Annotated in this window: 12 protein-coding genes; 7 read left to right on the plus strand and 5 right to left on the minus strand. The window is 65.2% G+C overall.

The genetic code is table 11. From position 1 onward, the window contains the following. The first annotated feature begins 45 nt into the window (after window positions 1–45). The 4 genes from rsmD (at window position 46) to AC27VE_RS12495 (ending at window position 2,764) form a co-directional block, all read left to right on the plus strand. The gene (gene rsmD / locus AC27VE_RS12480) at window positions 46–612 is read left to right on the plus strand and encodes a 16S rRNA (guanine(966)-N(2))-methyltransferase RsmD (protein WP_006227602.1); all 567 of its coding nucleotides are present in this window, start codon (window positions 46–48) and stop codon (window positions 610–612) included. A gap of 58 nt (window positions 613–670) precedes the next feature. Then, window positions 671–1,174 (plus strand): pantetheine-phosphate adenylyltransferase, encoded by a 504-nt coding sequence (gene coaD, locus AC27VE_RS12485; RefSeq protein ID WP_006227601.1) that lies wholly within the window; start codon window positions 671–673, stop codon window positions 1,172–1,174. A 109-nt stretch (window positions 1,175–1,283) separates the two neighbouring features. After that, on the plus strand, window positions 1,284–1,535 hold the full coding sequence (locus AC27VE_RS12490) for a YfhL family 4Fe-4S dicluster ferredoxin (RefSeq protein WP_006227600.1): 252 nt from the start codon (window positions 1,284–1,286) through the stop codon (window positions 1,533–1,535). Further along, window positions 1,532–2,764 carry a benzoate/H(+) symporter BenE family transporter gene (locus tag AC27VE_RS12495; RefSeq protein WP_427959269.1) on the plus strand — a complete coding sequence of 411 codons (1,233 nt, stop codon included), beginning with the start codon at window positions 1,532–1,534 and terminating at the stop codon, window positions 2,762–2,764. The genes AC27VE_RS12490 and AC27VE_RS12495 overlap by 4 nt, the downstream gene beginning before the upstream one ends. 42 nt (window positions 2,765–2,806) lie before the next feature. Here AC27VE_RS12495 and AC27VE_RS12500 read toward each other — a convergent pair whose 3' ends face one another. Further along, window positions 2,807–3,193 (minus strand): MOSC N-terminal beta barrel domain-containing protein, encoded by a 387-nt coding sequence (locus AC27VE_RS12500; protein ID WP_088589299.1) that lies wholly within the window; start codon window positions 3,191–3,193, stop codon window positions 2,807–2,809. Continuing rightward, on the minus strand, window positions 3,190–5,679 hold the full coding sequence (locus tag AC27VE_RS12505; protein WP_427959264.1) for an AsmA family protein: 2,490 nt from the start codon (window positions 5,677–5,679) through the stop codon (window positions 3,190–3,192). The genes AC27VE_RS12500 and AC27VE_RS12505 overlap by 4 nt, the downstream gene beginning before the upstream one ends. Before the next feature lie 394 nt (window positions 5,680–6,073). On the opposite strand from AC27VE_RS12505, the gene AC27VE_RS12510 reads away from it, so the two are divergent. The 3 genes from AC27VE_RS12510 (at window position 6,074) to AC27VE_RS12520 (ending at window position 10,465) form a co-directional block, all read left to right on the plus strand. Further along, window positions 6,074–7,672 (plus strand): MDR family MFS transporter, encoded by a 1,599-nt coding sequence (locus AC27VE_RS12510; RefSeq protein WP_088589297.1) that lies wholly within the window; start codon window positions 6,074–6,076, stop codon window positions 7,670–7,672. Between the two features lie 3 nt (window positions 7,673–7,675). After that, window positions 7,676–8,119 (plus strand): MarR family winged helix-turn-helix transcriptional regulator, encoded by a 444-nt coding sequence (locus tag AC27VE_RS12515; protein ID WP_427959259.1) that lies wholly within the window; start codon window positions 7,676–7,678, stop codon window positions 8,117–8,119. Between the two features lie 66 nt (window positions 8,120–8,185). Then, window positions 8,186–10,465, plus strand: coding sequence for an ATP-binding cassette domain-containing protein (locus AC27VE_RS12520; protein WP_488704017.1), 2,280 nt, complete (start codon window positions 8,186–8,188; stop codon window positions 10,463–10,465). Window positions 10,466–10,537: 72 nt separating this feature from the next. Here AC27VE_RS12520 and ychF read toward each other — a convergent pair whose 3' ends face one another. The 3 genes from ychF to pth form a co-directional block, all read right to left on the minus strand. Beyond that, the gene (gene ychF, locus AC27VE_RS12525) at window positions 10,538–11,629 is read right to left on the minus strand and encodes a redox-regulated ATPase YchF (protein ID WP_105556919.1); all 1,092 of its coding nucleotides are present in this window, start codon (window positions 11,627–11,629) and stop codon (window positions 10,538–10,540) included. Between the two features lie 96 nt (window positions 11,630–11,725). Continuing rightward, the gene (locus AC27VE_RS12530) at window positions 11,726–12,505 is read right to left on the minus strand and encodes a CPBP family glutamic-type intramembrane protease (RefSeq protein ID WP_488704018.1); all 780 of its coding nucleotides are present in this window, start codon (window positions 12,503–12,505) and stop codon (window positions 11,726–11,728) included. Continuing rightward, on the minus strand, window positions 12,505–13,101 hold the full coding sequence (gene pth / locus AC27VE_RS12535; RefSeq protein WP_006227589.1) for an aminoacyl-tRNA hydrolase: 597 nt from the start codon (window positions 13,099–13,101) through the stop codon (window positions 12,505–12,507). The genes AC27VE_RS12530 and pth overlap by 1 nt, the downstream gene beginning before the upstream one ends. Window positions 13,102–13,173: the final 72 nt, after the last annotated feature.

Here is a 13,173-nt window from a genome sequence, read left to right on the forward strand (position 1 = left end):
GGCGCGGCGGGCGGAGGGGTTTTTTTCTTGAAGAAGCGGCTAAACATGGGTAACAAGTATATTCGTATCGTCGGTGGCCAATACAGGCGCACCCCCATCGCCGTGCCCGACGTGGAGACGCTGCGCCCCACGCCCGACCGGGTGCGCGAGACGCTGTTCAACTGGCTGAATCACCTGTGGGCCGGCGAATTCGCCGACAAGCAGGTGCTGGATCTGTTCGCCGGCAGCGGCGCCCTGGGATTCGAGGCGGCCTCGCGCGGCGTGGCGCATGTGCAGATGGTCGAGCGGGACAAGACCGCGGCGTCCGCGCTGCGGACACTGCGCGACAAGCTCAAAGCCGACATGATACGCATCCATGTGGGCGATGCGATGCAGGTCGCCGAACGGATGGATGCGTCCCGATTCGACCTCATCCTGTTGGATCCGCCCTTCGGACAGGGCTGGCTGCCGCGCCTGTGGCCGATCCTGCCGGGCATTCTGGCCGAGCATGGGCTAGTCTATGTCGAGGCGGAAACCCCCATCGAAGCCCCCGAAGGATTCCAGATCTTGCGGCAGGACAAGGCAGGCGCGGTCCACTACCATCTGCTCGAATTTGCTGCATTGCGGAAATAGATCAATAATCCGAGCTTCGGAGGATGGTGTACACCACTAATAACGGTACGGAGCTCGCATGATCATCGCTGTATATCCCGGCACTTTCGACCCGCTGACCCGGGGCCACGAAGACCTGGTCCGCCGCGCGGCCACGCTTTTCGACAAAGTGGTGGTGGGCATCGCCCTCAGCCGCAACAAGAAGCCTTTCTTCAGCATCGACGAACGCGTGGAGATCGCCCGTGAAGTCCTGGGCCATTATCCCAACGTCGAAGTGCAGAGCTTCGGCGGCCTGCTGAAGGATTTCGTCCGCGACCAAGGCGGGCGAGTCATCGTCCGCGGCCTGCGCGCCGTGTCCGACTTCGAATACGAATTCCAGATGGCCGGCATGAACCGCCATCTGCTGCCCGACGTGGAAACGCTGTTCATGACGCCGTCGGATCAATACCAGTTCATTTCGGGCACGATCGTGCGCGAAATCGCCCAACTGGGCGGCGACGTCAGCAAGTTCGTGTTCCCGTCCGTGGAACGCTGGTTGCAGGAAAAGGCCAAGGAACGCCGCGAACAGTCCTGGCCGGGCTGATCCGCCACGCCCCGCACCATCCCGGAAGGGCGCGATTTCGCGCCCTTCTTGCGCTTTTCCGCCCGGCAGTACAATGTGGGTCGCCCCCGGCTTTCCTCCGCTGCCCATCATGGCCCTGCTGATCACCGAAGAATGCATCAATTGCGACGTTTGCGAGCCCCAGTGCCCGAACGACGCGATTTCCATGGGCGAGGACTATTACGTCATCGATCCCGACAAATGCACGGAGTGCGTCGGCCATCACGACGAACCCCAGTGCAAGGTGGTGTGCCCGGTGGAGTGCATTGAACTGCACCCGCAATGGAACGAAGGCCAGGAACAGCTCATGGCCAAGTACCGCCGCCTGACCGGTGCCGCATGAGCGACACGACGCAGTCCGGCATCAACCTTCCCTCCCCGTCCCCTGCCCCCCATCACGCCCGCCGCGACATCTCCGCGTCCGCGGTCGCCGCTGGCCTGGTCGCCGTACTGGTCAGCTTCGGCGGCACCGCCGTCCTGATGGTGCAAGCCGGCCATGCCGCCGGCCTGGACGCGGCGCGCATCGGCTCCTGGATCGGCTCGCTGAGCCTGGCGTTCGGCTTCGGCGGCGCGTTCTACAGCCTGCGCACCGGCCTGCCCATCGTCATGGCCTGGTCCACGCCCGGCGCCGCGTTGCTCGTCACCGCACTGGTCGGCGTCCCGTTCAACGAGGCGATCGGCGCCTACGTGCTGGCCGCCGGCCTGACGTTGATCTGCGGGCTGTTCGGCTGGATCGACCCTATCCTGCGCCGGATTCCCGGTGAAATCGCCGCCGCCATGCTGGCCGGCGTGCTGCTCAACTTCGGCATGGGCATCTTCAGCAACGTCGGCCAGCAGCCGGCGCTGGTGCTGGCGATGTGCGCCACCTACCTGGCCTGTCGGCGCTGGGCGCCGCGTTACGCGGTGCTGGTGGTGATGGTGGTCGCCATCGCGCTGGCGTTCGGGCTGGACCTGATCCGGCTGGACCTGCTGGACTGGCACCTGACGGAATTCGTCTGGACCACGCCCACCTTCAGCGCCCAGGCCGCGGTCAGCCTGGGCATCCCGCTGTTCGTCGTGGCCATGGCGTCGCAGAACCTGCCCGGCCTGGCGATCCTGCAAGCCGCCGGCTATCGCCCCCCTGCCTCCCGCATCGTGGCCGCCACGGGCCTGCTTGGCCTGCTGGCCGCCCCCTTCGGCGCGCACAGCGTGACGATGGGCGCCATCAGCGCCGCCATCTGCACCGGCCCCGAAGCCCACCCGGATCCCGCCAAGCGCTATATCGCGGCGGCCACCTATGGGCTGGGGTATGTCGGATTGAGCGTCGTGGCGGGCGCGGTGGCGGTCTTCTTCCAGGCCTTGCCCGCGGCACTGCTGGCCGCGCTGGCCGGCCTGGCGCTGCTGGGCACGATCATGGGCGGCATGGCGGCGGCCATGGCCAATCCGCAACGGCGCGAAGCTGCGCTCATCACCTTGCTGGCAACGGCATCGGGTTTCAGTTTCTGGGGAATTGGATCGGCCTTCTGGGGCCTGGCGGCAGGCCTGCTGGCCCATACCGCTTTCGAATACAAGCGCGCCAAGGCAGGCGCCTGAGAGCGCGCCGCCGGATCCCTCCGGCAGCTTTCCTGAATCGGTTCAGGCGGGCCAGACGGCCACGGGCGTATCCGGGTGCACCTTCATGATGCGGCAAGGCACCTGCACGAAGTTCGAGATCCAGGCCGCGGCCAGTTCGCCTTCGTCGACCACGTCGATGGTCTGTTCGCCCACCTTCATGCTGTAGCGCACGCTGTCGTCGTCTTCGATGACGTCCAGCGGAATGTCCATGCGCAGCATGCCCGGCGCCTTCAACACCAGATAACCCAAACGCAATTCCACCGACACGTCGGCCAGCCGCGGGCACAGTTCGCGGTTCAGCCACTGGCCGGAATCATTGGCGATCAACCATTGCCGGTGGTAGGCCGCCGCGGCGGGCTGCGGCGTCACGCCGCATTCCGCGATGGGCTGGAAGTCCGAAGTGCTCATTTGCCCAGCAATCCCTTCAAGGCCTTGTCCACGGCCGCGCCGTTCTTGCCCTTGCCCGTCACCGCCTCGCGCAGCTTGTTTTCCAGGCTGCGTTTGAGGATGTTGCCGATGGCGTCTTTCCACATCACCGTGTAGGACGGCTTGTCGAAAGGCCCCTTCACGTGCACCGGGATCGTCACGTCCTTCAGGTCGATCAGTTCCTTGCCTTCGGGGTCGGCCGCCGGGTTGACGACACGCACGCGCGCCACCAGGTTCAGCTCGTCCTTCACGAAGTCGATGCTGGCCGGATCGCCTTGAGTCACGCGCAGCAACGTCGATACGACGTTCAGGCGCTTCACGGCAGCCACACCCTTGGTGAAGGCCAGGTCGGCATCCATCTCGGAGAATTCCGTCTGCTTGCTGGTGTCGGCGGGCACGGTCTCGTCTTGCGATTCCGGCTTGAACGCCGCCTTCAGCTCGCGCAGCGTCTGCGTCAGGTTGATCCCCTTGACCGCACCGTCACGCAGGCGCAATTGCAAGGTACCGCCCAGGCCGCTCTTCATGGCGTAGACATTGGCGCCCGCAGTCTTGAGATCCAGCGCCAGGCTGCCCGTGCCGGTCAGCACGTTCTGCTTTGCCAAGTCCATCAGCAGCGGTTCGATCGAAATGCCGGCCAACGACATCTTGGTGGCCAACTGGTTGCCCTGCGCGGCATCAACCGACAGCGCACCCGCCAGCTTGCCGCCGTACAGGCCGGCCGTCAGGCTGGAGATCTCGAGCTTGCCCTTGTCCAGCTTGACGGCGGCGGCAACGTCATCGGCCTTCAGGCCGCGCACGACCAGCTTGCCGACCTTCAGGGTGCCGTTGACGCTGGGGCCGATCAGCGCGGACAGGTTGATCGAGTCATCCGCCGGCGCGGCAGGGGCCGCCGGTTTGGAATCGTCTTTCTTGCCGTCGGCAGGCGGCTTCGCCGGCGCTGCCGCAACAGGCGGCACCAGCTTGTCCAGATCCAACGTATCCACCGCCAGCGCAAAATTCACCAGCGGCGTATCGGACAGCTTGGTGATGTCGGCGCTAAGGTCGAACTTGCCGCCTTCCAGCACGGCGTTGATCTTGCTGGTGGCCTGGTCTTTCAGCAGGTCCACGTTCAAGCTGCCAATGACGGGAATCTGCAGATTGCCCTTGGGCAGGCCCGGGTCGGTGATGTTTACGTCGCCGCGCAGGCCGGACAGGCCGCCACTGCGCTGCAGCAGGTTCAAGGTCAGCGGCGAAGCGAAATTCAGCTTGACCACGCGCTCGCCATTCTTGGACGTGCTGTCCACCTTGGCTTCCTTGATGTCCAGCTCGGCGGCGTTGCCGCTGATGCCGTTCAGGCCGAAGCTGGCGTCCAGGCCGCTGATGCGCACGCGGCCGGTCAGCGCTTCGCCGGTGGCCGACGCGGGCGAGATGTTCAACGCGGGCGCGTCCACGGCCAGTTCAAACGGGCCGTCTGTGGAATTGCCCTTGGCACGCACCGCCAGCTTTTCGATCTGCAGCTGGCTCTTGTGCGGATCGATCGCCAGCTTGGGCATGGCCACGCTGGCTTCCACATTGGTGGCGCGCGCGGCGGGATCGGTGATGTCGCCCTGGAAAACCACTTCCAGGCCCGCCACGTCCAGCGCCGACTTCTGGCCGTTGAAGGCCAGGTTGCCGCGCATGGCCAGGCTCTTGGCTTCCGCGCCGGGCAGCTTGCCGTCCATGCGCAGATCCAGCTTCTGGGCTGCATAGCGCTTGGCCGAGGGGTCCAGCGTCAGCAGGGCCTGGCCGGTCAGGTTGGCGTCGACACGGGGGTTGCCGCCTTCGACGCGCGCCGTCAGGCGCACATCGAACGGCTGGTTGAAGGTGACGCGGCCGGTGTTGGCGTTGATCTTGGTCACGGCCACGGCCATGCCCGAAATCGCGTCCTGCAACTGCACTTCGCCGTCCTTCAAGTCCAGGCCGGCGATGTCGATCTGCATGTTGTTGCGCGACGGCGGCAAGGTCCCGCTGGTGATGGCCTGCGCCGCGGTCTGGGCGGCTCCCACCAGCGCTTCGGCCGGATTGGACGGCGCGGTGGTGATCGCGGGCGTGCCGCCCACGAGGTTGCTGAAGTTGAACTGGCCGTCCTTGTCGCGCACCACGCGCGCCTTGAAGCCGCTGATGGCCACGTGGTCCACCACGAAGCTGTTGGACAGCAACGGCCACACCGCAACCGCCAGGCGGGTGCTTTCGATGGAGGCGAAGGTGTCCGGGCTATTGGGCTCGGACAGCGAGACACCCTGCACCGACAGGCCGATACGCGGGAAGAGCGAAAGCTCGATCTCGCCGTCGATCGTGAGGGTGCGGTGATAGCGTTCCTGCACAAGCTCTTCCAGCTTGTACTTGTACGCGTTGGGATCGAATGTCAGCAAGAAGATGGCCAGGCCAACGACGGCCACGACAACCAACACCACCAGGCCTATCAAAATGCGCTTGAACCACGTTTTCATTGCCGCCCCGTCGGTACCTCGACTGGAAATCCTTGAATGCCGCCCACCGCGCCCAAGCGCGGGGATGGTGCTGTAGCGGTGGAAAACCACGCGCCAATTGGAGCTTTATGCCTTTTAGGGCGAGTCCTCGCTCCTGCCGGAAGCCTGTGGCTGCGGCGCCAGGAAAGAGGGTCTACCAAGGAAGGCCTGCTGAAGACGCCGGCATGACCAGCGTGCAGATTCCGCTATCGTAACAAATCAGACCGGCTTCGCGATGCCCGATCGGGCCTGAATGCCAAAACCGGCCCATTCAGTCATGCCGCGAACCGTGGCGAGGTCATAAAGCTGACGGTTTTCTGTCTGGCGGATTGTAGGACTAGAATGATTGATCTATCAATCGTTGATGCATCCAACAATGCCCGCCCCCACCCCCAGCACCCCACATTCGCCCGGACAGGTGCTTCCGTTCCGCCAAACTTTGCTGGCCATGCTGGGCATGTGCTTCGTCATGATGATGGTCGCCATCGACCAGACCGTGGTGGGCACCGCGTTGCCGACCATTGTGGCCGAACTCAAGGGATTCGAACTGTATGCATGGGTTGCGACGTCTTACCTGCTGACCTCGGTGATCACGGTGCCGATCTTCGGCCGGCTGGGCGACTACTACGGCCGCAAGCCCTTCGTGGTGGCGGCGATCATCCTGTTCACCCTGGCCTCGGTCCTGTGCGGCGCGGCCAACAGCATGTTCACGCTAGTGCTGGCGCGGGCCTTGCAGGGCATCGGCGGCGGCATGCTGGTGGGCACGGCCTTCGCCTCCATCCCCGATCTGTTCCCCGACCCCCACGTGCGCCTGCGCTGGCAGGTGATGCTCAGCTCCGCCTTCGGCATCGCCAATGCGGTGGGCCCGACGCTGGGCGGCGCGCTGACCGAACATTACGGCTGGCGCTCGGTGTTCTACGTGAACCTGCCCATCGGCATCCTGGGCCTGTGGTTCGTGGCGCGCTACCTGCCGCACCTGCGCAACCATACGTCCGGCAAGGTGCGGCTGGACTGGCAGGGCGCCGTGCTGATCGCGCTGGCACTCGGCAGCCTGCAATTGCTGGTCGAGCTGCTGCCCAAGGAAGGCATCAGCACGGCGATCGTGCTGCTGGGCGTAGGCAGCATCGCCGCCTTCGCGCTGCTGTACTGGTGGGAAAAGCGCTGCCCGCACCCGCTCTTGCCGCTGGACATGTTCCGCAACCGCGGTCTGGCCACGCTCTTCACGCTGGCGCTGCTGGTGGGCGTCACGATGTATTCGCTGCTGTTCTACGCGCCCTTGCTGCTGCAAGGCGGCTTCGGCCTGTCGCCCCAGGACGCCGGCCTGCTGATCACGCCCATGGTCGTCTTCATCACCGTGGGCAGCATCATCAACGGCCGCGTCATCACGCGCATCCGCAACCCCAACCGGATGCTCTACGCCGGCTTCCTGCTGATGGCCTTGTCCTGTTTGGGTATTGTTACCACCCACAGCTATACGTCACATGGGCTGATCGCCGCCTACATGCTGATGGCCGGCCTGGGCATGGGTTTCATCATGCCCAACCTGACCGTCTTCGCGCAGCAGACCGCCGGGCGCACGCACCTGGGCATCGCCACGGCGCTGCTGCAGTCCCTGCGGATGATCGGCGGCATGCTGGGCACCGCGGTCGTCGGCACCATGGTGAGCCACAGCTACTTCAGCGGCGTCGAATCCACCTTGCGCGGCGCCTCGGCGCAATGGCTGCCCGAGCTGAACGACCCGCAGATGCTGGTCAATCCGGCGGCGCAAACGCAGTTCCTGGCACAATTGGCGCATCAAGGCCAGGACGGGACGTCGTTGATCGAGATCGCGCGCGTCGCGCTGGTAGGCGCCATCCACGAAGGGCAGCTCATCGCCCTGGCCGTCGCCATCTTCGCGCTGTGGTGCGTGCGGCGCGTGCCCCTGGTGCAATTGGCCCGGCCTCCGAAAGCGGAGCCCGCAAGCGTCGGAGAGTAGCTTTTGCCCAAACAACAACAAGGCCTGCAAGTCATCCAGCACATGGGGCAGACATACCGTGTGATGCAAAGCGCGTTCAGCAGCAAAGTCGGCCACGCCCTGCCCCGCTGGCGCATCTTGCTGGCGCTGCATGAGTGCGGGCAATGCTCGCAGAAGCACTTGGCCGAACGCTGCCGCCTGGACCCCGCGTCATTGACGCGCCAACTGCAGGCCATGCAGAAGCTGGGATGGATCTCGCGCGCGGTCGACGCGCAAGACAACCGGCTGACCAACGCCACCCTGACCCCGGCGGGCCAGGCCGTGGTGAACGAAGCCCTGCCCAAGCGCGCGGCCTTCTTCGATGAATCACTCAAGGGACTGTCGGCCGCCGATGTCGAGACCTTGAACCGGGTGTTGAGCGTGCTGGAAGAAAACTTCGTGCGCGCGGCGGGCGGCAAGGCCGCGTAGCGCATCAGAAGCGCTCTTGGCGGTTGATTTCCCGCCGGAAATGACTTTGCTAGAAGCGGGGCGTCCATGAGCATACGCAATCCTCACGAAGCCCCCGCGTACCGCGACATGGAAATTGTCGGCGCGCGGGGGAACAACCTGCAAGGCGTCAGCCTGCGCATCCCCAAGCATCGCATCACCGTGTTCACGGGCGTATCGGGGTCGGGCAAATCGTCACTGGTGTTCGACACCATCGCCGCCGAATCGCAGCGCCAGCTAAACGAAAGCCACAGCGCCTTCGTCCGCCACCGTTTGCCGCATTACGGCCAGCCCATCGCCGATGCCCTGCGCAACCTGCCCGCCTCCATCGTCGTCGATCAGAAGCCGCTTGGAGGCAACGCGCGCTCGACGGTGGGCACCATCACCGACATACAGCCCCTGCTGCGGCTGCTGTTCGCGCGCGCTGGCCAGCCCTTCGTCGGTTACGCCAATGTCTTTTCCTTCAACCATCCCCAAGGCATGTGCCCAACGTGCCAGGGGCTGGGCTGGGTCGACCGCCTGGATCTTGAGGAATTATTCGACCGCGACAAATCCCTGAACCAGGGCGCGATCCGGTTCCCGACCTTCGCGCCCGGCACATACCGCTGGAAGCGCTATGTCTGCGCCGGGCTGTTTGATTGCGACAAGCCCCTATCCAAGTATCGCGAAGCCGAATGGCAGACGCTGCTCTACGCGGACGATATGGCCGTGTCCGATCCCCTGCCGGGCTGGCCTGCCACCGCCCGCTTCCAGGGCGTCATTCCACGCTTCAGGCGCGCGTATCTGGAACACGAACCCAACCGCCTGACGCAAGCCGAACGTGAAGGACTGGCCCGCGTGATCACCCGCCAGCCGTGTGCGGACTGCGGCGGCACGCGGCTCAATCCCACCATTCTCTCGTGCAGGATCAATGGCAAATCCATCGCCGATTGCGCCGCGATGGAGATCACCGACCTCTTGCCGTTCATCCGCGAGATCAACGCCGCGCCCGTCGCCACCGTTGCGGCCGCCATCGTCGAACGCCTGGGGCAGATGGCGGGCATCGGCCTGGATTACCTCAGCCTCGCCCGCGAGACGACCAGCCTGTCGGGTGGGGAATCGCAGCGCGTCAAGATGGTGCGGCACCTGGGCAGCAGCCTGGCCGATATCGCCTACATCTTCGATGAACCCAGCGTCGGCTTGCATCCGCGCGACGTCCACCAGCTCAATACGTTGCTACGCAGCCTGCGCGACAAGGGCAACACGGTGCTCGTCGTCGAACACGATCCCGATGTGATCGCCATCGCCGATCACGTCGTGGACATGGGCCCCGGCGCGGGCGCCGAAGGCGGGCGCGTGGTCTATCAGGGCGATTACGCCGGCTTGCGGCAAGCCGACACGCTCACCGGCCGCTGCCTATCCCGGCCCTCAGCGCCCCTGCGCACACCCCGGCCGGCGACGGGCCAACTGCCGTTGCGCAACCTGTCGCTGCATAGCCTGCACAACGTCAGCGTCTCCATCCCCACCGGCATCCTGACGGTGGTGACCGGCGTCGCAGGCTCCGGCAAAAGCACGCTGGTCAACCGTCTACTACCGCGCAGCTACCCGCACGCCGTCCTGATCGATCAAGGCGCGCTGGGAGGTACGCGGCGTTCGTCGATCGCCAGCTACATCGGAGCGCTGGACACCATCCGGGCACTGTTCGCCAAGGCCAGCGGCAAACCCGCCAGCCTGTTCAGCAGCAACGCACAGGGCGCCTGCCCGGCGTGCAAAGGGCTTGGCTTCATCCAGACCGACCTGGCATTCATGGACACGGTGGAAACGCACTGTGACGCGTGCAACGGCACGGGCTTCAACGACGAGGCGCGCGCCGTTACTTGGCGGGGCCTGGACATCGCACAGACGCTGGCGCTTTCCGTGACGCAGGCCGCAACGCACTTTTCGGGGCATGCGGATGCCGCCGACCCGTTGAACCGGCTCGCTTGGGTGGGATTGGCTTATGCGTCGCTGGGGCAGCGCTTGAACACGCTGTCCGGCGGAGAACGCCAGCGCCTGAAGCTGGCCGCCCGCCTGAAAGAAGAAGGCAGCCTATACATATTTGACGAACCGACGTCGGGCCTGCACATGGCGGACGTCCAGCGCCTGCTGTCGGTGTTCGATGCATTGACCGAACGCGGTCACACCGTCATCGCGGTCGAACACAATCTGGACGTGATCGCCCACGCCGACTGGCTGATCGAAATGGGGCCCGGCGCAGGTAAACAAGGCGGACGCATCCTGTTCGAAGGAACGCCGGCGCAAATGATGCGCGCGCCGGACTCGGTGACCGGCCCGTTCCTGAAACGGTAGCGGGGCCGGACACGCGGCGCATCCGTAGATGCGCTGCGTGCGACCGGCCCCGCCTAGTCCAGGTAACTGGCGTCAGACGTTGAACAGGAAGTTCATCACATCGCCGTCCTGCACGATGTATTCCTTGCCTTCGGCGCGCATCTTGCCCGCTTCCTTGGCGCCCTGCTCGCCCTTGTACGTGATGAAGTCTTCGTACGCGATCGTCTGGGCGCGGATGAAGCCGCGTTCGAAGTCGGTGTGAATGACGCCTGCGGCTTGCGGCGCGGTGGCGCCGATGGCCACCGTCCAGGCGCGAACTTCCTTCACACCGGCGGTGAAGTAGGTCTGCAGGCCCAGCAGCTTGAAGGCGGCGCGGATCAGGCGGTTCAGGCCCGGCTCTTCCATGCCCATGTCGGACAGGAAGGCTTGGCGGTCGGCGTCGTCCAGGTCCACGATTTCGGATTCGATGGCGGCGCAGATGGCCACGACCGGCGCGTTGCGCGCGGCGGCGAATTCGGTCAGGCGGTCCAGCAGCGGGTTGTTCGTGAAGCCGTCATCGGCCACGTTGCCCACGTACATCGCGCGCTTGGCGGTGATGAAGCACAGCTGGGCGATGTCGGCGTGTTCTTCGGTCGTCAGGTCCAGCGCGCGGATCGGCTTGGCTTCGTTCAGCTGGGCAATGCACTTTTCCAGCACGGCCACGATGCGCTGCGATTCCTTGTCGCCGGAACGCGCGGTCTTCTGGTGGCGCAGCAGGGCCTTTTCGGCGGTCTGCAAGTCGGCCAGCGCGAGTTCGGTCTCGATGACTTCGATGTCGGCGATCGGGTCGACCTTGCCGGCCACGTGGATCACGTTGGGATCTTCGAAGCAGCGCACGACGTTGACGATGGCGTCGGTTTCGCGGATGTGCGACAGGAACTGGTTGCCCAGGCCTTCGCCCTTGCTCGCGCCGGCGACCAGGCCCGCGATGTCGACGAATTCGACGGTGGCGGACAGGATGCGTTCGGGCTTGACGATTTCAGCCAGCTTCTGCAGACGCGGATCCGGCACCTCGACCACACCGACGTTGGGTTCGATGGTGCAGAACGGGTAGTTCTCGGCGGCGATGCCGGCGCGGGTCAGAGCATTGAAGAGTGTCGATTTGCCAACGTTGGGCAGGCCGACGATGCCGCATTGCAGAGCCATGGGAATCCTGTGTAAGTACGGTATTGATCGTTAACGTTCTAGTTTACCCCGGCCGGGGGCTGGGGCACTTGCCGCGGCACGGGGGATGCGGCCCCGCTAACTGGCGGCGGAGGGCGCCCAGCGCATGACGGCCCAGATCATCAAAATGGGGCCGGCGTTGAAAGTCGCATGCAGCACGATGGCCGCGCCGATGCCGCGCCGCACGCGCATCCAGCCCAGCACCAGGCCGGTCAGCCACTGCGGCAGCACCAGCAGCGGCATCAGCCAGTACGGCGTCTTGCTGTAGACGAAGTTCGTCAGGTGCACGGCGGCAAAGGTCAGCGCCACCAGATGGAACACCAGGCTGAAGTGCTTCAGGTAATAGCGCCGCCAGGCCGTGTCCCAGCCATGCAGCGGCTCTGCGCGCTGGCGCGTTCCCCAGCATGCCAGGATCACGAACGCGGCCAGCAGCAAGCCTGTCCACAGCTTCGGGCCGTACAGCACGACGGGCATCAAGGCCGGCACCAGCCACAACACCTGCTTGGGCCGGCGCAAGCCGTAGCGAAAGAGCATTTCTTCCACCAGCGGCGCCCACAATACGGCGGTCAGCCACGGCAGGTTGGTGGGATCGATCCGGTGCGTCGCGCCGCCCACGCCGGCCGCCATCACGGCCACCGGCCCCAGCGCGAACAGGTTCAGCGCCCACAGCAGCCCCGCCCACGCCAGCAAGCGCCCGGGGCCGATGCCCGGCCACCAATCGGTCGCCAGGCTGGCGCCCGCGGTGCGCCCCGGCAAGCGTGCGACGGAGTGCGGATGGCGGATGTACCGCCAGAAGTCCACGACCTCGTCGCGAAAGCGCATCTTGCCGCCAGAGGTGGGCTGCGGGCTGCGGGTCATCAGGCGACGTTGCCGCTATGCAGCTGGCGGGTCGCCAGCGCGAAATCACCGGCCAGCATCGCCGGCACAACAGCGCGGCAGCGGTCGATGACGGCTTCGATTTCTTTCTGTTCCTCGCGGCGCGGCGGATGCAGCACGAAGTCCGCCACTTGCTGGGCCAGATTCAGGGTGCGCGGATGGCCGATGCCGATGCGCAGGCGCCAGAAGTTGGGACTGCCCAGCACGGCCTGAATATCCTTCAAGCCATTGTGGCCGGCATGGCCGCCGCCCTGCTTGAGCTTCACCTGGCCCGGCAGCAGGTCCAGTTCGTCATGCAGCACCAGCACCTGCTCGGGTTCCAGCTTGTAGAAGCGGGCCAGCGCGCCGACCGCCTGGCCGGATTTGTTCATATAGGTGATGGGCTTGAGCAGCAGCACGTTGTCCGCGCCCAGGCGCGACTTGGCCACCATGCCGAAAAAAGACTTCTCCAGCGCAAAAGAAGTGCGCAGGTCGTCCGCCAGGTGGTCGGCCAGCCAGAAGCCGGCGTTGTGCCGGGTGGTTTCGTAGTCGGGACCGGGATTACCCAATCCCACGATGAGGCGTATGGGAATAGACATGATGGAGGGTGTTTAAACCAAAAAACCCTGCGCATGCAAATGCACACGCAGGGTTTCGGGCATAAGCCGCTG

It is taken from the genome of Achromobacter sp. 18P8.1.1 (assembly GCF_057799415.1).